Source organism: Streptomyces sp. NPDC002868, from assembly GCF_055563295.1.
The window spans coordinates 437,447-457,324 of the sequence record NZ_JBVHDR010000005.1 but is presented as its reverse complement, the minus strand read 5'-3'; the positions used below and the strand labels follow the sequence as shown (position 1 = coordinate 457,324).

The 19,878-nt window shown below is 69.2% G+C and carries 22 protein-coding genes; 11 read left to right on the top strand and 11 right to left on the bottom strand.

What is annotated here, in order from left to right; all coding sequences use genetic code 11:
• Positions 1-3: 3 nt before the first annotated feature.
• A complete protein-coding gene (locus tag ACZ3H8_RS18790) occupies positions 4-345 on the bottom strand; it encodes an SCO3933 family regulatory protein (RefSeq protein WP_467403093.1) in 342 nt (113 codons plus the stop codon).
• Between the two features lie 161 nt (positions 346-506).
• Between ACZ3H8_RS18790 and ACZ3H8_RS18785 the strand changes: the two genes are divergently transcribed.
• The gene (locus tag ACZ3H8_RS18785) at positions 507-1,238 is read left to right on the top strand and encodes an XRE family transcriptional regulator (RefSeq protein WP_467403092.1); all 732 of its coding nucleotides are present in this window, start codon (positions 507-509) and stop codon (positions 1,236-1,238) included.
• A gap of 30 nt (positions 1,239-1,268) precedes the next feature.
• Positions 1,269-1,739, top strand: a complete 471-nt coding sequence (locus ACZ3H8_RS18780; protein WP_467403090.1) for an NUDIX hydrolase — start codon at positions 1,269-1,271, stop codon at positions 1,737-1,739.
• On the opposite strand, the gene ACZ3H8_RS18775 is transcribed toward ACZ3H8_RS18780, so the two are convergent.
• Together ACZ3H8_RS18775 and ACZ3H8_RS18770 are read right to left on the bottom strand one after the other, a co-directional pair.
• Positions 1,727-2,287, bottom strand: a complete 561-nt coding sequence (locus ACZ3H8_RS18775; RefSeq protein WP_467403088.1) for an HD domain-containing protein — start codon at positions 2,285-2,287, stop codon at positions 1,727-1,729. The two genes, ACZ3H8_RS18780 and ACZ3H8_RS18775, sit on opposite strands and share 13 nt — an antisense overlap.
• 55 nt (positions 2,288-2,342) lie before the next feature.
• Positions 2,343-3,191 carry a nuclease-related domain-containing protein gene (locus ACZ3H8_RS18770; protein ID WP_467403086.1) on the bottom strand — a complete coding sequence of 283 codons (849 nt, stop codon included), beginning with the start codon at positions 3,189-3,191 and terminating at the stop codon, positions 2,343-2,345.
• Between the two features lie 154 nt (positions 3,192-3,345).
• On the opposite strand from ACZ3H8_RS18770, the gene ACZ3H8_RS18765 reads away from it, so the two are divergent.
• The gene (locus ACZ3H8_RS18765; protein WP_467403084.1) at positions 3,346-3,804 is read left to right on the top strand and encodes a hypothetical protein; all 459 of its coding nucleotides are present in this window, start codon (positions 3,346-3,348) and stop codon (positions 3,802-3,804) included.
• A gap of 920 nt (positions 3,805-4,724) precedes the next feature.
• Here ACZ3H8_RS18765 and ACZ3H8_RS18760 read toward each other — a convergent pair.
• The 3 genes from ACZ3H8_RS18760 to ACZ3H8_RS18750 all read right to left on the bottom strand — a co-directional run bounded on the left by ACZ3H8_RS18760 (position 4,725) and on the right by ACZ3H8_RS18750 (position 8,905).
• Complete coding sequence (locus tag ACZ3H8_RS18760) at positions 4,725-6,074, bottom strand: YVTN family beta-propeller repeat protein (RefSeq protein WP_467403081.1); 1,350 nt, start codon at positions 6,072-6,074, stop codon at positions 4,725-4,727.
• A gap of 576 nt (positions 6,075-6,650) precedes the next feature.
• Complete coding sequence (locus ACZ3H8_RS18755; RefSeq protein WP_467403079.1) at positions 6,651-7,823, bottom strand: MFS transporter; 1,173 nt, start codon at positions 7,821-7,823, stop codon at positions 6,651-6,653.
• Between the two features lie 41 nt (positions 7,824-7,864).
• Positions 7,865-8,905: a DUF8017 domain-containing protein gene (locus tag ACZ3H8_RS18750; protein ID WP_467403077.1), complete on the bottom strand. Its 1,041-nt coding sequence runs from the start codon at positions 8,903-8,905 to the stop codon at positions 7,865-7,867.
• A 108-nt stretch (positions 8,906-9,013) separates the two neighbouring features.
• Between ACZ3H8_RS18750 and ACZ3H8_RS18745 the strand changes: the two genes are divergently transcribed.
• From ACZ3H8_RS18745 to ACZ3H8_RS18735, 3 genes are all read left to right on the top strand, one after another.
• Complete coding sequence (locus ACZ3H8_RS18745) at positions 9,014-9,451, top strand: DUF4442 domain-containing protein (protein ID WP_398992810.1); 438 nt, start codon at positions 9,014-9,016, stop codon at positions 9,449-9,451.
• A 105-nt stretch (positions 9,452-9,556) separates the two neighbouring features.
• Entirely contained in the window at positions 9,557-10,219 is a 663-nt protein-coding gene (locus ACZ3H8_RS18740) for a DedA family protein (RefSeq protein ID WP_467403075.1), read from the top strand.
• A gap of 52 nt (positions 10,220-10,271) precedes the next feature.
• The gene (locus ACZ3H8_RS18735; RefSeq protein ID WP_467403257.1) at positions 10,272-10,805 is read left to right on the top strand and encodes a gamma carbonic anhydrase family protein; all 534 of its coding nucleotides are present in this window, start codon (positions 10,272-10,274) and stop codon (positions 10,803-10,805) included.
• 32 nt (positions 10,806-10,837) lie between these two features.
• Here the strand turns inward: ACZ3H8_RS18735 and ACZ3H8_RS18730 are convergent, their stop codons facing one another.
• Positions 10,838-11,230, bottom strand: a complete 393-nt coding sequence (locus tag ACZ3H8_RS18730; RefSeq protein ID WP_467403256.1) for an ATP-binding protein — start codon at positions 11,228-11,230, stop codon at positions 10,838-10,840.
• 223 nt (positions 11,231-11,453) lie between these two features.
• Here ACZ3H8_RS18730 and ACZ3H8_RS18725 point away from each other — a divergent pair, with 223 nt between their 5' ends.
• A complete protein-coding gene (locus tag ACZ3H8_RS18725; RefSeq protein ID WP_467403073.1) occupies positions 11,454-14,285 on the top strand; it encodes a LuxR C-terminal-related transcriptional regulator in 2,832 nt (943 codons plus the stop codon).
• A gap of 243 nt (positions 14,286-14,528) precedes the next feature.
• On the opposite strand, the gene ACZ3H8_RS18720 is transcribed toward ACZ3H8_RS18725, so the two are convergent.
• Positions 14,529-14,984: a roadblock/LC7 domain-containing protein gene (locus ACZ3H8_RS18720; RefSeq protein WP_467403253.1), complete on the bottom strand. Its 456-nt coding sequence runs from the start codon at positions 14,982-14,984 to the stop codon at positions 14,529-14,531.
• Between the two features lie 119 nt (positions 14,985-15,103).
• Positions 15,104-15,538 carry a hypothetical protein gene (locus ACZ3H8_RS18715; protein WP_467403072.1) on the bottom strand — a complete coding sequence of 145 codons (435 nt, stop codon included), beginning with the start codon at positions 15,536-15,538 and terminating at the stop codon, positions 15,104-15,106.
• 298 nt (positions 15,539-15,836) lie between these two features.
• Here ACZ3H8_RS18715 and ACZ3H8_RS18710 point away from each other — a divergent pair, with 298 nt between their 5' ends.
• Positions 15,837-16,574 carry an acyltransferase gene (locus tag ACZ3H8_RS18710; RefSeq protein ID WP_467403070.1) on the top strand — a complete coding sequence of 246 codons (738 nt, stop codon included), beginning with the start codon at positions 15,837-15,839 and terminating at the stop codon, positions 16,572-16,574.
• 10 nt (positions 16,575-16,584) lie between these two features.
• On the opposite strand, the gene ACZ3H8_RS18705 is transcribed toward ACZ3H8_RS18710, so the two are convergent.
• Positions 16,585-17,451 (bottom strand): EamA family transporter, encoded by an 867-nt coding sequence (locus tag ACZ3H8_RS18705; RefSeq protein WP_467403069.1) that lies wholly within the window; start codon positions 17,449-17,451, stop codon positions 16,585-16,587.
• Positions 17,452-17,544: 93 nt separating this feature from the next.
• On the opposite strand from ACZ3H8_RS18705, the gene ACZ3H8_RS18700 reads away from it, so the two are divergent.
• Both ACZ3H8_RS18700 and ACZ3H8_RS18695 read left to right on the top strand, forming a co-directional pair.
• Positions 17,545-18,117, top strand: coding sequence for a helix-turn-helix domain-containing protein (locus ACZ3H8_RS18700; protein ID WP_467403067.1), 573 nt, complete (start codon positions 17,545-17,547; stop codon positions 18,115-18,117).
• 44 nt (positions 18,118-18,161) lie between these two features.
• Positions 18,162-18,716, top strand: a complete 555-nt coding sequence (locus ACZ3H8_RS18695) for a YbaK/EbsC family protein (RefSeq protein WP_467403066.1) — start codon at positions 18,162-18,164, stop codon at positions 18,714-18,716.
• Positions 18,717-18,755: 39 nt separating this feature from the next.
• On the opposite strand, the gene ACZ3H8_RS18690 is transcribed toward ACZ3H8_RS18695, so the two are convergent.
• A complete protein-coding gene (locus tag ACZ3H8_RS18690) occupies positions 18,756-19,163 on the bottom strand; it encodes a CoA-binding protein (protein WP_467403064.1) in 408 nt (135 codons plus the stop codon).
• A gap of 62 nt (positions 19,164-19,225) precedes the next feature.
• On the opposite strand from ACZ3H8_RS18690, the gene ACZ3H8_RS18685 reads away from it, so the two are divergent.
• Positions 19,226-19,852: a YigZ family protein gene (locus tag ACZ3H8_RS18685; RefSeq protein ID WP_467403063.1), complete on the top strand. Its 627-nt coding sequence runs from the start codon at positions 19,226-19,228 to the stop codon at positions 19,850-19,852.
• Positions 19,853-19,878: the final 26 nt, after the last annotated feature.

Sequence of the window (19,878 nt, the reverse complement as noted above, 5' to 3'; positions counted from 1 at the left end):
CGATCAGCCCTGGCCGTTCGCAGCCGCCGGAACCTGCGCGGCCATCACCGCGGTTGCCTTGAAGCTGATGCCGTGCCCGAAGTCGTTCTCCCACGGGGTGGCAAACAGGCCGGGCAGCGCCACCGGCATACCGGGGAACAGGTCCGGCTGCACACCGTCCTCGGTCACCACGACGGTCACCGCGTCCGGCCGGCCATCCACGACCACGGCCACGTTCACGTTGAACTGCACCTTGCCCGTCTTGTCGGTCGCGACCTCACCGGTCTCCCGGTTCTTGACCTTCTTCTCCGGAGCCTGGATGAGCATCAGCGTCATGGCTTCGGTTTTCAGAGGCATCCTGCGCATCGTCTTATCTCCTTTGGTTGAGGCTGGTTGAACCCGCCGTATCGGCCGGTGAGATCAGGAGACCGCAGGAGGTGACGGACACATCACGGCCCGTATGGACGTTTGGGGACGTCTGAGCTATCGTCAAAATGTCCCCGACGTCCCGGAGATGGCGGTACAAGATGGCGAACGAGCGTCTGCGCGCGAAGATTTCGGCAAAGGGCGAGACCATCCAGTCGCTCGCGCAGCATGTCGGAGTGGATCCAAAGAGCGTCGAGCGCTGGATCACGACGGACCGCACACCGCATCGCGGGCATCGTTGGAAGGCGTCGAGCTTTCTCGGCGTGGACGAGGTCTATCTCTGGCCCTCGGTCTCCAAGCAGGCGGAAACGGCCAGCACTTCAGAGCTGGTGACGTACTACCCGCACCGAGGAGCAGTGCCGGCCGCACTGCTGGCGTCGCTGATCGACCAGGCGACGAGTCACATCGAGATCCTTGTGTACGCAGGCCTGTTCCTGTTCGACAATCACCCGGACCTACCGGACCAGCTCGTCGACAAGGCCAAGGCGGGTGCCCAAATCCGGGTACTCCTCGGTGACCCGGACTCTGAGATGGTGCGCCAGCGCGGCGAGGAAGAAGGCATCGGCGGTGACCTCGCTGCACGGGCGCGCATTACCCGCCGCTACCTCGAACCGGTCACCAAGACGCAGGGCGCCGAGGTGCGGCTACACGGCACCATCCTCTACAACTCCATCTACCGGTTCGACGACGACATCCTGGTGAACCCCCATGTCCTCGGCGCTCCGGCCGGACAGAACCCGGTGCTGCACTTCCGCTACATCCCGGGAGCGCGGACGTTCCGCCACTACATGAAGAGCTTTGACTACGCGTGGGACCTCGGCACGCCCTCGTAGACGAGCCAGCGCTCATGCGACGCTGGAGGCATGGCCCGTATCGACTACTTCAACGACCCGACGGCCCCGAAGGCGAACAGCATCGTCCCGTCCGTCACAGCAATGGCGCTCAACGAGGCAGGCGAAGTGCTGCTGATCCACAAGACCGACAATGACCTGTGGGCGCTGCCCGGCGGCGGAGTCGACGTCGGCGAATCGGTCGCGGACGCTGCGGTACGCGAGACGAAGGAAGAGACCGGGTTTGACGTTGAGGTGACCGGACTGGTCGGCCTCTATACCAACCCGTCGCACGTCATGGCGTACGACGACGGCGAGGTACGGCAGCAGTTCTCGATCTGCTTCACGGCGAAGATCCTCGGCGGCGAGTTGCGCACGAGCAGCGAGAGCAAGGAAGTCGCGTTCGTGCGGCCGGACCGGCTCGACGAGCTGAACATCCACCCGTCAATGCGGATGCGGATCGACCGCGGGCTGTCGGGCGAAGCAGAGCCTTACATCGGCTGATCGCCGAGCCGCGCAATCGTCCGCTCGACAGCGGCCCCGAGATACGGCCTCGCCTTGCTGATCGCGGTATGCACCACGCCGCCGGGCTCGTAGCGCACCAGGATCTCGTCCATGCGCCGGTCGAAGTCAAAGAGCTGCCCGGCGGGGCCGGTGGTCATGTCGGCGAAGATCAGCGCATCCAGGAGCGGGGAGTCTTCACGCTCGTACTCGGCCAGCTCAGCCGAGAGCCCGCGCTGCTCGGCCTCGTACACCGCCCCGGAGTGATGGGCGACGAGCCGCACCAGTCGGTCAGGAGCACCGAGCGACGCCAGATACCGGGCACCGTCGAGCGGATGGAACCCGCTGTCACGCAACTCCGGCGCGTACCCGATGTCATGGAGCCAGGCTGCAGCGACGAGAAGATCCCGTTCCCCCTCGGGCAGTGCGCGCGACGCTTCGGCAGCCCGAGCGGCTACAGCCCGAGTGTGAAGCCAACGATTCCCGAGCGGCGGCAACAACGACTCGGCCAGCTCGGCAGCTCCTTGGGGGGTGTCCAGGTTGGCAGGCATAAATGGCACGGTAGCCCAGCTCAGCGACAGCCCACAGCCCGACCATAAGCTGCCGTCAAGCGAGCGCCCACGCCCTACGGTGGCGGGCAACCTGATAGACCCGCTCGACTTGCTCCAGACCCAAGGCACCTTCCAGCGGGCCCAGGGCTGCGACCTCTCGCTCTCGGTAGACCCGAACATCTAGCAAGGTGGCGACGCGCTTCAGTTCGCTCACTCCAACGAAGACGATGACAGGCTCGACGCGTACCTCGAAGTCACAGTGCCGGCCGAGCACTTTCTGTACCCGCTGTGCTTCGGCGCGACTCTTGCGGGCGTATGGATGCGGTGTGCCGTGGTTCACCTTGACAGAGTCGTCTCCAACCCAGACCTTCGCGTTCTGGTGGTGCTTGGTGTTGATGCTGAAGACTCCGCCCGGCCCGATAAGCAGGTGGTCGATGTCCACCTCCCGAGGCAGAGGCACGGAGTGCAGCACGCGCCAGCCTCGGCTCGATAATCGCTGTAACTCGGAGCCCACGCGACGTTCCCCAGCCAAGCCCTTGCGCCAGGAGTCCCACTCGGAATCACGCCTCATCAGCCAAGCGACAACACGCTGCATAGGCCCCGGCCCCGAGGCGGCGAGCTTAGCCCGCAGGGCAGCACCGGGACGGTTGAGCGCGAGATCATCCTGGACGGTGAGGGGAGGCAACACCGGAGTCTTGGCGCGCGGTGGCTGACGAGGAACCGGAGCCTTCGGAGGCATGTGACTCGCGAGAAGTGCCATTGCCGCAGCTCGATGCGCTTGGCGCAGGACAGTGACTTGGCCCGTGGCCCTGTCAAGGAAGGCCACAGCCACCCCATTCTGCAGATTCACATAAAGCCGGTCATGCCCATAACGCTTCCACACCGTGATCTTCAGATCGCTCACGCGAGCCCCCGACATCTCTGTATCGCCCCACACACATGGCACCAGCCATGGCGCACAGCCACAAGACGGCCTGTCTAGTCCCAGGTGATGTTCGCGCTTCCCTTGGCTGTTACTCCTTCCTGAGCTTTGCTGACTCCATGGGAGGGAGCCGCCAATGGCAGACGAAACTGACGTCCTGCTTGAGCTGTGGAAGGGGCAGCGGGAGGAAGCTCGCCAGATGGAAGCCCAGCGAGCTGCACTCACGAACATCGTGATCATCGTGACAGGAGCCGCCCTGGGGTACCTCGCCCAACAAGGCAGCCTGCAGGTCTCCTCGCTCGGTGTGACCCTGCCGATGTTCTTTCTCGGCACCTTCGGCGCCGTGGCGAGCGCCAAGTATGGAGAGCGCTGGGCCGTCCAGTCTGGGCTAGCTGATGCCTTCCGCCACGAAGTGGGCCTGCAGCACCCTGTGTTAGACCTGACTGGCATCGTGGCGGCGAACAACGCGGAGCATCGAGCCGAGTTCCCTCGCATCCACAGGCTGAAGATCTGGGTCCTTTGGGTCGTGCTGCACTCCGCGATCTCAGCTGGCGGATTGCTGCTAAGCGTGTGGATTCTGGCTAGCCGCACGTGAATCGACGAGGCTCGACAGCCCGCCAAAGCAAGCGAGGTCAAGGATCAGCGGGACCTGACACAGGACAGCCGCAGCGACGCGGACAGAGTTTCCCTACGTCATCAAGTGCTCGCTTCGCTCGCTGCCCGACCGAGCCAGATCATTGCCAGCCCAGCCGCCGTCACGCAGCACAGCCACAATGGGCCCGGTTTTCTCCCCATGCCTTCCATGCGCCCGAGTGGCCCCAGAAGGCTGCAAAGACACCAGGCCCAGGGCATCGGAGAACGGGCGGAAGCTCGGGAGGGCACCACAGTTGACGCTCGGGCGTCTGCTTTCCCGGCCTCCTGAACTGCGTAGCAGTCTGATCAGAGATCCGAGGTGCCGCACGGAGTGCGGCGGCGCCGGCCGGACGCCGCCGCGCTTGCCCCTCCATGTCTACGCCAGCGGGGCCGCACGTCGTCGCCCGCCCGCGCCCACAAGGGGCGAAAAGACCAGGCCGGGGGTGGGGACGGTCGGCTCCACGGCTTTACCCACCTCCCCGATTCGGGTCCCGCGTCGAGCAAGACCAGGGGGCCACTCGGACACATTGCGGGCAGGGGTGAAACCTGCCCGAGTTGCCAGCAAGCGTACGGCCCCCTGATCATGCACGACCCCAAACCGGGCAGGACACCGGCCAAAGCCGCTCCACCGACCTGGGTGATTTCGCTTCAGGGGCGATGAGGCTGGTGAAGGGATGCCAGCCGCAGCCCTAGCCGTCTGCCAAGCAATCCTGGGGCGGCGTGTGGCCCTGACCCCTGGTTGGGATCAGGGCGATGGTCGTGCGTAGGGGGCGACGTGTTGTGGTGGGGAGTCGCTCGTGCGGTGTGCCTGTGGAGTGGCTCAGCCGCCGGTGCGTGGGAGGCGGCGTGAAGTCGCCGGGGCTCGGTCGGGCAGGCTCACGCTCATGGCATGGTCGGCAGCAGTGCCTGGATGCGGACGTCGCTCTGGTCGAGCAGTGCTGACCAGGGGTCGGGCTTGTCGTCGTCGTGCCTCTTGCAGACCCTGGCGGTGGAGGGCTCGTAGGTGTCGTCGCCGGCGAAGGCAGCGGTGTAGCAGGTGTCCTTGCCCTGCTTGCCCGGGACCTTGCAGGTGGCCTTGCCTTGGACGTTGGTCGTTTCGGTGCACAGCTGGACGGCGTTGGTGAAGGTGATGGTCTTGCCTTCCAGGGGCTCGCCCTCGGCGGTCAGCTTGGCGGTCAGCGTGAGACCGTTCTCACCCTCGGGGTGCTCCTTGTCCTTGTCCTTCTTCTTCGCCTTCAGCGTCAGCTTGGTCGGGATCCGCTCTTCGATGGTGCCGATCGCCACACCAACGGGCGCGTCGCCGACGGTGATCGTGTCGATGACGGTGTTGGTGGCGGTGTCGATCACCGACACGGTGTCATCGGCGGAGTTGGTGACGTAGACGCGGGTGCCGTTCGGGGTCACCGCCACACCAACGGGGTTGTCGCCGACGGTGATCGTGTCGATGACGGTGTTGGTGGCGGTGTCGATCACCGACACGGTGTCATCGGCGGAGTTGGTGACGTAGACGCGGGAGCCGTTCGGGGTCACCGCCAGCAGTTGGGGCTCGTCGCCGACGGTGATCGTGTCGATGACGGTGTTGGTGGCGGTGTCGATCACCGACACGGTGTCATCGTTGGTGTTGGCGACGTAGACGCGGGTGCCGTTCGGGGTCACCGCCACACCAACGGGCGCGTCGCCGACGGTGATCGTGTCGATGACGGTGTTGGTGGCGGCATCGATCACCGACACGGTGTCATCGGCGAAGTTGGTGACGTAGACACGGGAGCCGTCCGGGGACACCGCCACACCGAGAGGGCCGTCGCCGACGGTGATCGTGTCGATGACGGTGTTGGTGGCGGTGTCGATCACCGACACGGTGTCATCGGCGAAGTTGGTGACGTAGACACGGGAGCCGTCCGGGGACACCGCCAGCAGTTGGGGCTGGTCGCCGACGGTGATGGTGTCGATGACGGTGTTGGTGGCGGTGTCGATCACCGACACGGTGCCATCGGCGCCGTTGGTGACGTAGACGCGGGTGCCGTTCGGGGTCACCGCCACACCGACGGGGTTGTCGCCGACGGTGATCGTGTCGATGACGGTGTTGGTGGCGGCATCGATCACCGACACCGTGTCATCTGCGTTGTTGGCGACGTAGGCGAAGGTTCCGGTTTGCGCGGCGGCGGGCGTGGCCAGGGTGACCGGAAGGGCCAGGCCGGCCAGGACCGCCACTCCCGCCATCCAGGCCCGCACTACCACCCACCACGAACCCCCACGCCCACGGCTTCGCCGCGGACTCCCCAGTTTCGATGGCCCCCGTACTGCGATACCCGACATGCAGACCTCCTGTAGTGCACCACACCGAAGTGCGCTCGAGTGCTCCGAATGGACTCGGCGCTTGATGCCCCGTCATGAACGTCTGGAGTCGAGTCGCCGCGGCGCTGATCAACGCCGCGTCCGACGCTAAGTGCCGCGATCAGCCCGTGACCGCTGGCGAGCCCGGATTAGGCCGTACGGGCGTCGCGAATCCCCCTTCCGGACCGCTCGTGCTCCGCCAGCCTCACCCGCGCCCTGCAAGACCAGCAGACCAAAGCACTAATCGCCCCATCAAGCGGGACACCGGCCCACCCACCTCGCTGTACCAGGCGAAGTGCACCAACCACGGCGGTCAGGAACCAAGTACTTGTCACCTCGTGCTCGGGGCTGCCGTACAGCAGCGAAGTACAGCAACCAGCGCGACCGCAGCCGTCCAGCAACGCCCCCAAGACCGCGGCTGACGACCCGGGCAGACCTGAACGACCGTCCTGCCGATAGTTCGCATCGAGGGGATCAGCCCGTGCCACAACCGCGCCAGATCGGGCGGGGAGTCATGGGACTTCCCAGAGCCTGACGGCTCATCAGACCGACACGGGCAAGTCGGCCTGCCGTCGCATCCGGACCTGTCGTCGCGTCAATCGAGAGGTTACATCTGTCAAGGTGCTGCGCCGTCATCCACGCGACCCCGAACACCTCGATCGCCACACCGCTGAGAAGCATCACCGCCGCGAGTCCCGCGACAGGCAGCGGTACGGCGAGCGCGGCCGACGGCGCGGCCATCGGGAACACGCACAGCGTCCCGGCGAGCAGCATCCGACGGGGCTTCCAGCGCATCATCAGCAGTGCCCCGCCGAGGGTGCCCACGCCGAACGCGGCGAGCGCAATGCCCCAGGGGCCCGCGCCGCCGAGCTCGTCCCGGGCGACCAGCGGCCCGTACACCGACTCGGCAGCCCCGACGACGGCGACGACCACCGAGAACTGGGCGACGATGCCCCACAGCCACGGCCGGCTGCTGAACTCCTTCCAGCCGTCCCGCAGATCGGCCAGCAGCCCGCCGCCGGGCAGGCGCGGGCGGATATGGCTGACGTCGAGAAAAGCACGCAGCGCGCCCGCGACCGCGAATGCCGCTGCGTCCACGGCCAGCACCCACCCCGGACCGACCGCCGCGATCAGCGCGCCGCCGAGCGCGGCACCGCCGATGGCCGCGCCGTGCATGGCCATACGGAACAACGCGAAGGCCCGGCCAGCCTGTTCGCCGCTGACGCTGGACATCAGCATGCCCTCGGCGGCCGGGTTGAAGAACGCCTGGCCGGTGCCGCAGAGCGCGGTCAGCAGCATCATCTGCCACAGCTGCGGATCGCCGGCCAGGACGAGCACGGCGAAGACCGCCTGCGAGACGCAGTTGAGCGCGTTGGCGGCGACCATCACGCGGTGCCGCGGCACCCGGTCGGCGATCGCGCCGCCGATCAGCAGAAAGAGCACGAGGGGGAGGGTGCGGGCCGCCGCGACCAGACCCACGTCGCCGCCGTCCCCGCCGGACTGCAGAACCGCGAACGCCGCCGCGATCAGCGCACCATGGGTGCCCAGGCTGGTGACGATCGCTGCGGCGGTCAGCAGGGTGTAGTTGCGTCCCGCCCACTCGGGGCGGCGTGCACGGCGGCGGAGTTCGGCGGCGGGAGTGGTCACCTCGGGACTATCCCCGCTGCCGTACCGCCATGCCGAACGGATTAGCCGGTGGGCGTGCCCGCCAGCCGGACCGTGCTCAGGATCTGCGCGATGGTGGCGTCCGGGACCTCGTCCTTGACGCCGGTGTTGGCGTACAGGACCCAGCTCTTGAAGTCACCCTTGCTGTCCTTGAAGGTGAAGGCGATCGACTTGCCGTCGGTCTCGCACTTGTTCTCCTTCTTGACACCGAGCGCGGTGGCAGTCGCGACGCTTCCGCTGAGGCCGGACTTGGTGGTGTACGGCTTGGCCTTGGTGATCTTGACCGTGCCCTTGGGCTCGGTCTGCGCGTAGCCCGCCCACACCCAGTTGCCGGCCTCGTTGTAGGCGGCCGTGGCACTGTCGGTGGCGCCCTTACCGCCCTTGGTGCCGACCGAGCTCTGCCCCCACGTCTCGAGCTTGCCGTCCTTGTCGGTGTCGAACGTGCACCACTTGGACTTGTAGTGGGCCGGAGCCGACATGACGACGACCGGCGAGCCGTCCCCCTTCTTCTCGTCCTCGAAGAAGGTGCTGATGCTCGAACCGGCCACCTCCCAGGAGGGCGGGACGTCGAACTGCGTGCCGTGCTTCGGGTTGCTGACGACCTTCCAGCCCGCGATGGTCGGCTTGCCCTCATCGCCGCCGCGGGGGTTCTCGGTCGGCGACGCGGGAGCCTGGCTGGGCTTGTCCGCCGCGGGCGTCTTCGAGGAGCTGACCTTGCTGCCCTCGTCCTCGGTGCCCTTGTCGTCGTCCTTCAGCACGATGACGCCCGTGACCACCGCAGCCGCTACGACCGCCGTGGCCGCGACGATCGCGACGATGGTCGTCTTCTTCTTGTTGTCCTGCGGCGGCTGGGGCCCACCGGGCGGCTGCCCGGGCACGCCGAACTGCGCCACAGTCGGCTGCTGGTACGGGTTGGGCTGCTGCTGGTAGCCCGGCTGCTGGTGCCCAGGCTGCTGGTAGCCGGGCTGCTGGTACGGATTCGGCTGTTGGTACCCCGGCTGCTGGTACGGGTTCTGGTCCTGCGGGTTCTGCTCGCCCCCGGGCGGCTGCTGTCCTGGCCACATGGCGAGTAACGATAGAGGTGTCGCGGCACGGGGGCTACGGCCGCCCCCGACCAGGGATGGCCAACAGCGCTACTCGTGGGTAACATCCCGTCCATGAGCGCTGATCAGATGTCCGTCGGCGAGATGCTCGCCGCCACCGTCCCCATGGCCCGGACCCTCAACCTGGAGTTCGTTGAGACCACCGCCGAGCGTGCTGTCGTCCGCCTGCCGGACCAGCCCGACTTCCACAACCACGTCGGCGGACCGCACGCCGGGGCGATGTTCACGCTCGCCGAGTCCGCGAGCGGCGCGATCGTCATCGCCGCCTTCGGCGACCAGATGACGCGGGCCGTGCCGCTCGCTGTCAAGGCGGAAATCGGCTACAAGAAGCTGGCGATGGGCGTCGTCACGGCGACCGCCACCCTGGGCCGTCCCATCGCGGACGTCGTCGCGGAGCTGGACGCGGGCGAGCGCCCGGAGTTCCCGGTGGAGATCGCCATTCAGCGCGCGGACGGCGCGGTGACCGGCGAGATGACCATCGTGTGGACGCTGCGCCCGGGCGCCTGAGGCCCTTGGGGCTGGTGCATCGCTGACCAGGTAGGCTGCTCGGCGTGCGCCGACGGGGGCGTACGCCGGGCAGCACACGCCCAGCAAACTCGGGAGGAGCCGGCGTTGCACGTCCAGGAGTGGCTTGAGACCGTCCCTGCGGTCAGCATCTACCTCCTGGTGGGGGTGGTCATCGGGCTCGAGAGCCTCGGCATCCCGCTGCCGGGCGAGATCGTCCTTGTCAGCTCGGCGCTGCTGGCCTCACAGCACGGGGACATCAATCCGTACATCCTCGGCGCCTGCGCGACCGCCGGTGCGATCATCGGCGATTCGATCGGGTACGCCATCGGCCGCAAGGGCGGACGCCCACTGTTGACCTGGCTCGGTGGGAAGTTCCCCAAGCACTTCGGCGACGCGCAGATCGCCATGGCGGAGCGGTCGTTCGAGAAGTGGGGCATGTGGGCCGTCTTCTTCGGCCGTTTCGTCGCCCTGCTGCGTATCTTCGCCGGGCCGCTCGCGGGCGTGCTGCGGATGCCGTACTGGAAGTTCCTCATCGCCAATGTCTTCGGCGGGATCCTCTGGGCCGGCGGCACGACCGCCGTCATCTACTCCGTCGGCGTGGTCGCCGAGGCCTGGCTCAAGCGGTTCTCCTGGCTGGGCCTGGTCCTCGCCGTGCTGATCGGACTCACCTCGATGCTGGTGCTCAAGAGTCGCGCCAAGAAGGCGGCCGCACAGGCGGAGGCCCGTCCGGCGGTGGCCGAACCGGAGCCCGTGCCCGCCGGCGACTGAGCGGCCCGAGATGAACCGGCCCCTGAACGAGTCCATGAACGAGGAGAAGGCGATGGCAGGACAGGCGCTGATCGCGGGGGTGGGCGGCAAGGAGCCGAGCATCGCGCCGGACGCCTTCACCGCTCCCACGTCCGTCGTGCTCGGTGAGGTCACCATGGCCGCGGGCTCCAGCGTCTGGTATCACACCGTGCTGCGCGCGGACTGCGGTCCCATTGTCCTCGGCGCCGAGACCAACATCCAGGACAACTGCACGGTGCATGTCGACCCGGGCTTCCCGGTCACTGTGGGCGAGCGTGTATCGGTCGGCCACAACGCCGTGCTGCACGGCTGCACCGTCGAGGACGACGTACTTGTCGGCATGGGGGCGACCGTCCTCAACGGCGCGCACATCGGCGCCGGTTCGCTGATCGCGGCGCAGGCGCTCGTACCCCAGGGGATGCGGGTCCCGCCCGGCTCCCTGGTCGCGGGCGTGCCCGCCAAGGTCAAGCGCGAGCTGACCGAGGAGGAGCGCGAGGGGATCAAGCTCAACGCCGCGATGTACCTGGTGCTGGCCAAGGGCCACCGCCAGGCGTCCGAGACGGACTGAGCGCCGGGGGCCCGACCCCGGCCCCATCGCGACTAGACGGAAGGCCCGCCGTACTGGGCGGGCATGACGATCTCCGCCACCACCACGCTGCCGGCGTCCAGGCTGCGTGTGGTGATCCGTGTCGCGAAGGACTCCACCAGCCCCAGCCCATGACCGCAGTCGGCATGCGCGTCAAGTGGCTCCTGACGCCGCACCGGGCGGTGCTTCCACCGCCCGCCGTCCCTGACCTGGGTCGTCAGGGTGTTGCCGCGGACCTTGATGGCCACCGCGACCCACGGGCTGCCGCTGTGCAGCACCACATTGCTGACCAGCTCGGTGACGATCACCGACAGCGCCTCGTGGAAGTCGTCGGCCAGCCGCCAGCGGTGCGCCGCGGCGCGGGCGAAATGTCTCAGCATGCGCACCGCTTCTGGTGTCGCCGACATCGCACACTGGGCCAGACCCGAGATTCCGCCATGAGGCACAAGGCCGGAAGACGGAGGGTGGGAGGACTCCTCTGATGCGATCACGTCGGCTCCTTTTTTGCCCAGGGGATGCCCGAGCGGCAGCTCTAGGCTCATGGTCGCCGCGTACTCGCGCAATTGGGGAGACTGAAGTACGGATACCTAAAGAAATGAAATGACCGGAAATGTCGAGGAGAGTGAGCCGGTGAGCACGCTCAGTGACGAGGCCTGGGAACGGTGGCTGAAACAGACGCTCGCCCATCCCACCCGGCAACCGGCATTGCTTCTGATCGAGGGGTCGGCCGGAGTCGGCAAGAGCCGACTGGTCGACCGGCTGCTCGAGGCCGCGGAGACCGGCCCGCGACCACGCGTGGTCCTGACCTTCACCGCGTCCGGCGTCGCACTCGCCCACCACGCTGTCCGCTCGGCGCGCTCGGATGCGGGCAGCGGCCGGGCCGCCGGGCGGGCGCGCCACGAGCCGCTTCCCCTGCCGCCGCGCCTCTACCCGGACGCCGCCGCGCTCGCCGAGGACCTGGTGCCGCTGCTGGAATCCGACGGTCCGGTCCTGCTGATCGCCGAAGACGTGCACCGCGCCGACCGGGGCGGCCAGGAACTGCTGCGACGAGTGCTGGAGCGGCCGCCCGCCGGGCTCGCAGCCGTACTGGCCTACCGGCCCGAGGAACTGGCCGAGCCCGGACTGGTCCTCGGCCGGGCCGTGACCTATCCCGCCCGGCTGTCGCTGCTGCGGATACGCCTCATGCCACTCGACGCCGAACAGGTGCGTCTGATGGTCGAGGAGCGGCTCGGCGCCGAGAGCTGTCCACCGGAACTGGTCGCCCGCATCCATGAGCGCTCGGCCGGCGTGCCCCAGGTAGTCGTCGACCTGGTGTGCCAGCTGGAGGACGTGTGCGGGCCGAAGGAGCGGTACACCGCCAAGGACGTGGACGCCACGGGGACGCCCGTACGGCTGGCCGAGCTGGTCCTCGGCCGCCTCGCCGCGCTGCGGGAGGAGCACCGGGCCGTCGTCCGGGCCGCGGCGGTGCTGGATGAGCCGAGCAGCGCCGAGGATCTGTACGCGGTGGGCGCGCTGCCCGCCGAAACCGGCCGGCAGGCGCTCGTCGCGGCCCTGCGCAGAGCCGTACTCCAGGAGACCGGCCGGGACGTGTACGGCTTCCCCTCGCCGCTGGCGGGCGCGGCCGTCTACGAGGAAATGCCGGGGCCGCTGCGGCAGGAGATGCATCGCCGGGCGGCCGACGTGCTGGCGCAGCGGCAACCGGTGCCGTGGACCCGGCTCGCGGAACACCGGCACCGCGGCGGGCGGCTGCGCGGCTGGCTGAGGGCGGTCGAGCGGGCCGCGCGGCAGTGCGCCGAGGCCGGTGAGCACCAGACGGCGATCGACGTGCTGGAGCACGCGCTCTCCCACCACGCGGTCCCCCGGGAGATGCGGGCCCGGCTCGCGCCGCTGCTGGCCCACAGTGCCGTGCTGGGGCTGCACACCGACCAGACGGTGCAGGTGCTGCGGCAGATCCTCGACGACCAGTCCCTGCCTCCTGCCGTACGCGGCCAGATCCGGCTCGACCTGGGGCTGGTCCTTTACAACCAGGCGGGAATGGGCCTGCAGGGCTGGGTGGAACTGGAGCAGGCGGTCGGCGAGCTGGCGGAACGGCCGGCGCTCGCCGCGCGTGCGATGTCGGCACTCGCCATGCCCGTCATGTCCGCGGTCCCGCTGGAACGCAACCTGCACTGGCTCGAGAAGGTCCAGAAGCTGGCTGCCCACAGCGACGACGCCGAAGTGCGAACGGCGGTCGCGGCCAACACCATCGCCGTGCTGCTGGAGACCGGGGACCCCACGGCATGGGACGTGCTGGAACGGCTGCGCACCGACACGGACACCGATACCGATCACACCGAGCGGCTGCCGCATGTGGCCCGGGGTCTGGTGAACGGCGCGGACGCCGCCCTGTGGCTGGGGCATCCGCAGCGCGTCGGCGATCTCCTGGAGGAAGGGCTGGATCTGGCGGCCCGCAGCGGAGCCTCCTACGTCGAGCAGGACGGGCGTGGCAGCGGCCTGTTGCTGGACTGGTTCACCGGCCGGTGGACGGGACTGTCCGGGCGGGCCCGGGCCTTCGTCGCCGAGACCGGCGTCATGCCGGGACCCGCCGCCGACGCCCGGTTCGTCCTCGGCATGCTCGCCCTGGCCCAGGGCGAATGGCAGCAGATGGCGGCCTGGCTGTCGGGCGACGGGCATCCGCTGCCCGTCGGCTCGCCGCTGCCTCATGTGGCGGCGGCCGCCGGTGCGTTGATCCGGACCGCCCTGGCCCGCGGCGACGTCGACACGGCGGCGTCCGAGGCGGCCGCGGCCTGGGACAGGGTGCGCGACAAAGGCGTCTGGGTGTGGGCGGCGGAGCTCGCTCCCTGGGCCGTCGAGGCGACAGCCCGGGCAGGCCGCCAGGAAGCGGCCGAGGACATGGTCGCCGAGTTCGAGGCCGGGCTGAAGGGAAACGTCGTCCCGTCGGCCGCCGCCGCACTCCACTGGTGCCGCGGTGTCCTGGCGCAGACGGCGGGCGAACAGGCCCTGGCGATACCCCACTTCCGCCAGGCGGCGGCCGTGTACGCCGAGATGCCCCGGCCGTACGCCGTGATCCTCACCACCGAGGCGGCCGCCCAGTGCACGCTGGAGTCGGGTGCGGACGCCGAGGCGGCGGCCGGCGCCGTGGAAGACCTGGCCTCCTGTGTGCAGCAACTGACGGATGTGGGCGCGGGTTGGGACGCCGCGCGGGTGCGGGCCACACTCCGTGCCCACCAGCCCGCGGCCGAACAGCGCCGTCGCGGCCGCCCGAGCTACGGGGACCAGCTCTCCCCCCGCGAACAAGAGGTCATCGACCTGGCCAACGCGGGGCTCACAAACAGGGAGATCGCCGCCACCCTGCACCTGTCGCCGCGTACGGTTGAACAGCACGTGTCCCGGGCCAGGCGGAAGCTCGAAGCGCAGTCCCGGCAGCAGCTGAGCCGGACCTGGAACACACGCCCCGGCTGATTTATTTACGTATCCGTAGATCGCCTGCACGGATAGGCGCGTGTCTGCGCCCGGGCTTAGCTTCCAGTCACCGAAAAGCGGAATGCACCGTTGCCGTGTCTGATCGCGGCAGCCGGAGTGCCCGCGTTCGGTGCTGTGCCCGGGTTGCCGGAATGCCGGGCGAGTGTGCGCCACGACCCCACCTAGGTGGCTGCCCTCGTTGCGGCAAGGGGAGGCCCGGCCCCGGGCACGGTCCCCCGTCGGTCAATACCCGTGAGGGCTGTGCCCGTTACTGCTCGAGGGGGCCGGGACCTCGACCTGGGACGGCAGCCGAGGCTCGGCGCGCAGATGTTCGCCCATCTGCTCGACCAATTCGGTCATCCGGTGGCCGACCACGCCCGGATCGGCGCCGTCCTCGGCCACGACGGCCAGATGCGCGCCGTCTCCCGCCTCCACGACGAACAGCAGTCCGCCGTAGAACTCGGTCATGGAATGCCGTACGCCGCCGTTGCCGTTGCCGAACTCGACCGAGGCGCCCTGGGCGAGCGCCTGGATGCCCGAGCAGATCGCGGCGAGCTGATCGGCCTGGTCGAGCGTCAGATGCCGGCTCCAGCAGAGCTTCAGCCCGTCGCGCGAGACCACCAGGGCGTGCTGGGTCCCCGGGGTGCGTTCCAACAGGCTTTCCAGGAGCCGGGTGAGGCTGTTGTCTGTGGTCTGCATCGTGTGCGTGGGGCGGGTGCTGCCCGGCAATCCGGTCACCGGCCCGTGCCTCCTGTCCTACGTTCTCGTACGGGGGGATGGGCGCCGATGCCTCCGGGCGCCGGACGGGGTGGGTCGCGTTACTGCTCCGCGGGCGTGGCGGACGGATCCGCCGGGGCCTTGAGCGAGCGGTGGAAGGCGCCGAACTGCGCACCGGCGTCGCGTCCGGGCGAGTCGTGGCCCTCGTCCGGCGCGGCGGGCCCGGTGCGGCCGCGGTCGGCGGCGGCCATGGTGCGCCCCGGCGGCCGGACCGGCAGCCCGCCCGGCGTGGCCGCCTGGGGCCCGTCCTGCGACGGGATCGCAGTGCCGGAGCCGGAGGGGATCGTCGCCTGCCGGTCCAGATCGTCGGCCGCCTGAGCCAACTGGTTCTGCAGCGAACGCAGTTCACCGTGCACCACGGCCAATGCGCCACGCAGCCGCCGGGCGGAGAGTGCGGTGGCCCCGACAGCGACGGCCAGACAGAGCCAGGCGGCCGTGCGTATCCGGTGCGGTTTCGGGGCGACTGGCACTGACATTCCGCGATCCCTCGCTGCTCGAGTGCGGGAAACAGACGGGCCGACGGGCGCCCATCGGCCGCACATACGGCCGTAGGGCACCAAGTTGACGGTGATCTTCCGCATGTATGTGGCGCATATGCTAGCCACGCGGTGATGCTGGTGAGACCGGAGTGCTTCGACTGCCCACAGAACGGAGGACTTGGGTTCGAACGCGCAGTCCCCGCCGGCCCGACGTGGTAAGCGGCGTCGGCTTGGTGGGGCGAACGTCACAGCGCACCGCTGTGATCGGGCCAGGTCCGGCGACTACCGTGTGCGGGTGCCGAAGAACAGAAACACGTTCTCATCACTCGCCGCCTGGCGGCGCCGCGTCCTCGCACGCGCCGTCCATCGCGGCTGGCGCTGGGTGCAGGAGGCGGGTGCTGTCACCGCCGAGCACCCGGGACGGCTGGGTTTCCGCCGGCTCGGCTCCGGCACCCGGCTCGCCTTCCCCCAGGGCACCGTCTTCGGCGAGGCGTGGATCGAGCTCGGCGACCACTGCATCATCGGCGAGCAGGTCACGCTCACCGCGGGAATGATGCCGGGACTGGACCTGGGACCCGACCCGATCCTGACGCTGGGCGACGGCGTCGTCCTCGGCCGCGGCAGCCATGTCATCGCCGACACCAGGGTGACCATCGGCTCGGACACGTACTGCGGTCCGTACGTCTACATCACCTCGACCAACCACAGCTACGACGACCCCCACCAGCCGGTCGGCAAGCAGTGGCCGCGCACCGAACCGGTGGAGATCGGCCCCGGATGCTGGCTTGGCACCGGCGCGGTGGTCCTGCCCGGCGCGCGGCTCGGCCGCAATGTGGTGGTCGCCGCGGGCGCGGTCGTACGGGGAGAGGTCCCCGACCACTCGGTGGTGGCCGGGGCCCCGGCCCGGGTCGTACGGAGCTGGGATCCGGTCCGCGGCTGGCAGCCCCCGCTGCGTACGCCCGCTCCCGTGCCGATTCCGGACGGCATCACGCCCGAACAGCTGCTGGCGCTCGCGGAGTTGGAGGAGAGCTGAACCGGGCCGCTCAGCCGCCCGCCAGCAGTACGGTGCCCACCAGCGCGAGCCCCGCGCCGGTCGCCTGGACCACGCGCAGCCGCTCCTTGAGGAGCACCAGCGCCGCGAGCACTGTCATCACCGGGTAGAGGTTCGCGAGTACGGCGGCGACGGTGACGGGCCCGTTCTGCGCGGCGATGGAGTAGGTGCCGTTGGCCGCGACATCGGCGAGGCCGACAAAGGCGAGGGCCGGGAGCGAGGACCAGATGACCCGCATTCCGCCATCCTGCGGCAGCGCCCGCGCGCCGCGCTTCACCGACGCGTACAGCGCCGTGCCGCCGACCGCGACATTGGTGACGCGCTGTACGAAGAGTGCGAGGAAAAGCCCGGTGATGGTGGTCGAGGCCTCGGCGATCAGGGTCATCACCGCGCCGAACCCGAAGGCGGCGACCAGGGTCAGCCCGATCGCCTGCCGCTGCACCGGCGCACCGCGCAGCTCGGGCCCGCCCGCCAGGACGATGCCGGCCACGGCCACCGCGATACCGGCGAACTGGAGCAGCCCGGGCCGCTCGCCGATCATCAGGCCGACGCCGACGGGCACGGCCACACCCAGCGATCCGAGCGGAGAGACCACGCCCATCGGTCCGAGGGCGAGCGCCTTGTAGAAGGAGAGCATGGCCACGGGGCCGACGGCGCCCGCCGCGACGGCGTACCAGAGCTGCGGTCCCGCCTCGTGCCAGCCGCCGGTGGCCACGACGGTCGCCCCGAGGACGACCACCGCGATCGACTGTGAGGCGACGACCACCGTGAGGGCCGGCGCACGCCGTGTGAGCAGCCCGCCGCCGAAGTCGGCCAGGCCCCACAGGAAGCTCGTGGCCAGGGCGAACAGTGCGGTCATGGCAGGCCTCGCAGTACAGTGCAGTGAACGTTTGGGTGCACCACACCGTAGTGCAGTTTATTGGACCCTGTCATCCAGAATATTGGACGGAATGTGTCGGACCTCGACCAGCTCACGCAGTCGCTCGCCCGCAATCTCAAGCGCTGGCGCGGCGAGCGGGGGTTCACGCTCGACGCCCTCGCAGCGCGCGCGGGGGTCAGCCGCGGCATGATCATCCAGATCGAGCAGGCGCGTACGAATCCGAGTGTGGGGACCACGGTGAAGCTCGCCGACGCACTTGGCGTCAGCATCACCACGCTCCTCGACTACGAGCAGGGCCCACAGGTCCGCCTCGTACCCCCGGAGCAGGCCGTACGCATGTGGTCCACCTCGACGGGCAGTTCCACCACCCTGCTCGTCGGCACCGAGCGCCGCGGGCCACTCGAACTGTGGGCCTGGCGGCTGATGCCCGGTGACCGCAGCGAGTCCGACCCGCACCCCGACGGCACGATCGAACTGCTCCATGTCACCGCGGGCGAACTGACCCTCGTCGTCGACGGCGAACCGCACGCCGTACCGGCCGGGACCTCCGCCACCTTCGAGGCGAATGTCTCGCACGCCTACCGCAACGACGGTGACGAGACGGTCGAGATGACGATGGCCGTCTCCATCCCGCCCGTGCGCTGAGACGGCCGATCGCGCACGGGACAGCCGCTGTTAGCGTGATGCGTATGCGCGCTCCCATCGGAATCTTCGACGACGCCAGACCCGCCCCCGACTGCCTCGACCTGTTCACCCCGCCGGTCGCCGACGCCGTGCGCGCCTGGCGCGGCGACGTACCCGCCGAGCAGCTGATCTACGTCGACACCGACCCGGACATCGCCGACACCGCCGTTTTCGCGGAGCACTACGGGCAGGAACTGCTCGAAGAGTCGGCGAACTGCGTGGTCGTGGCGGGCAAGCGTGGCGGCGAGTCTTCGCTCGCTGCCTGCGTCGTCCTGTCCAGTACGCGCGTCGACGTCAACGGCGTCGTCCGCAAGCAACTGGGCGCCCGCAAGGCGTCGTTCGCGTCCATGGACACCGCGACCGGCGAAACCGGCATGGAGTACGGCGGCATCACGCCGATCGGACTGCCCGCCGATTGGCCGCTGCTGGTGGACTCCGCGGTCGTCGACACGGAGTGGGTACTCATCGGCAGCGGCCGCCGGCGCGGAAAGCTGATCGTGCCCGGGAAGGCCTTCGCCGGGCTGCCGGGCGCGATGGTCATCGACGGCCTCGGGATCTGAGGCCGGCGCCGGGGGGCCTGCCGAGCCGCGCTGCCCGGTTCAGCCGAGGCGCGGGATCTCGATCGCCGGGCAGCGGTCCATCACCATGTCGAGCCCGGCCGCGCGAGTGCGCTCGTACGCCTCCTCGTCGACCACCCCCAGCTGGAACCAGACCGCTTTCGCGCCGATCGCGGCGGCCTCGTCCGCGACCGGTCCGGCCAGCGAGGAGTTCACGAACACATCGACCACGTCGACCTTGAAGGGGATGTCCGCGAGCGTCGCGTAGCCCTGCTCGCCGTGGACCGTCTCGGCCTTGGGGTGCACCGGGACGATGCGCTTGCCGAAGCGCTGGAGGACGTCGGCGACGCCGTGCGCCGCCCGCGCCTCGTTGTTGGACAGGCCGACCACCGCCCAGGTCTCGCCCGTCGAGGTCAGAATCCTGCGGATCGTCTCTGCGTCTGCGTACATGCTCCGGACAACCGGGGGCCTGCGCGGAGCATTCCTGTCCGGGCGGCACATAGGGTGGCCGGATGCAGGAGCAGTACCGGACGGTCGCCCGCGAGGGCGTGCACGAGACCGAGATCAACAGATCGCGCTTCATCTGCGCGCTCGCGCCCGCCGCGACCGAGGAGGAGGCGCAGGCCTTCGTCGCACGCATCCGCAAGGAGCACCCGACCGCCACGCACAACTGCTTCGCGTACGTCATCGGAGCCGACGCCGCCGTACAGAAGGCGAGCGACGACGGCGAACCGGGCGGCACGGCGGGTGTGCCCATGCTGCAGATGCTGATGCGGCGCGAAGTCCGTTATGTCGTAGCCGTCGTCACCCGGTACTACGGCGGTGTGAAACTCGGCGCGGGCGGCCTGATCAGGGCATACGGCGGAGTCGTCGGCGAGGCCCTGGACGCGCTCGGCACCCTCACCCGGCAGCGCTTCCGGCTCGCCACCGTCACCGTCGACCACCAGCGGGCGGGAAAGCTGGAGAACGATCTGCGGGCGACCGGACGGGATGTGCGCGAAGTGCGGTACGCGGAGGCGGTCACCATCGAGATCGGACTGCCGGACGCCGAGGTCGAAGCCTTCCGTGGCTGGCTCGCCGATGCCACAGCGGGGACCGCGGGACTCGAACTCGGCGGTGAGGCTTATGGAGACGCCTGAAGCCGCCCGTGATGTCCGACCCCACC

Bases quoted from the DNA above. Each gene is read 5' to 3' on its own strand.
- ACZ3H8_RS18790 (WP_467403093.1), bottom strand. From the start codon at position 345: ATGCGCAGGATGCCTCTGAAAACCGAAGCCATGACGCTGATGCTCATC.
- ACZ3H8_RS18785 (WP_467403092.1), top strand. From the start codon at position 507: ATGGCGAACGAGCGTCTGCGCGCGAAGATTTCGGCAAAGGGCGAGACC.
- ACZ3H8_RS18780 (WP_467403090.1), top strand. From the start codon at position 1,269: ATGGCCCGTATCGACTACTTCAACGACCCGACGGCCCCGAAGGCGAAC.
- ACZ3H8_RS18775 (WP_467403088.1), bottom strand. From the start codon at position 2,287: ATGCCTGCCAACCTGGACACCCCCCAAGGAGCTGCCGAGCTGGCCGAG.
- ACZ3H8_RS18765 (WP_467403084.1), top strand. From the start codon at position 3,346: ATGGCAGACGAAACTGACGTCCTGCTTGAGCTGTGGAAGGGGCAGCGG.
- ACZ3H8_RS18750 (WP_467403077.1), bottom strand. From the start codon at position 8,905: ATGTGGCCAGGACAGCAGCCGCCCGGGGGCGAGCAGAACCCGCAGGAC.
- ACZ3H8_RS18745 (WP_398992810.1), top strand. From the start codon at position 9,014: ATGTCCGTCGGCGAGATGCTCGCCGCCACCGTCCCCATGGCCCGGACC.
- ACZ3H8_RS18735 (WP_467403257.1), top strand. From the start codon at position 10,272: ATGGCAGGACAGGCGCTGATCGCGGGGGTGGGCGGCAAGGAGCCGAGC.
- ACZ3H8_RS18730 (WP_467403256.1), bottom strand. From the start codon at position 11,230: ATGTCGGCGACACCAGAAGCGGTGCGCATGCTGAGACATTTCGCCCGC.
- ACZ3H8_RS18720 (WP_467403253.1), bottom strand. From the start codon at position 14,984: ATGCAGACCACAGACAACAGCCTCACCCGGCTCCTGGAAAGCCTGTTG.
- ACZ3H8_RS18715 (WP_467403072.1), bottom strand. From the start codon at position 15,538: ATGTCAGTGCCAGTCGCCCCGAAACCGCACCGGATACGCACGGCCGCC.
- ACZ3H8_RS18705 (WP_467403069.1), bottom strand. From the start codon at position 17,451: ATGACCGCACTGTTCGCCCTGGCCACGAGCTTCCTGTGGGGCCTGGCC.
- ACZ3H8_RS18695 (WP_467403066.1), top strand. From the start codon at position 18,162: ATGCGCGCTCCCATCGGAATCTTCGACGACGCCAGACCCGCCCCCGAC.
- ACZ3H8_RS18690 (WP_467403064.1), bottom strand. From the start codon at position 19,163: ATGTACGCAGACGCAGAGACGATCCGCAGGATTCTGACCTCGACGGGC.
- ACZ3H8_RS18685 (WP_467403063.1), top strand. From the start codon at position 19,226: ATGCAGGAGCAGTACCGGACGGTCGCCCGCGAGGGCGTGCACGAGACC.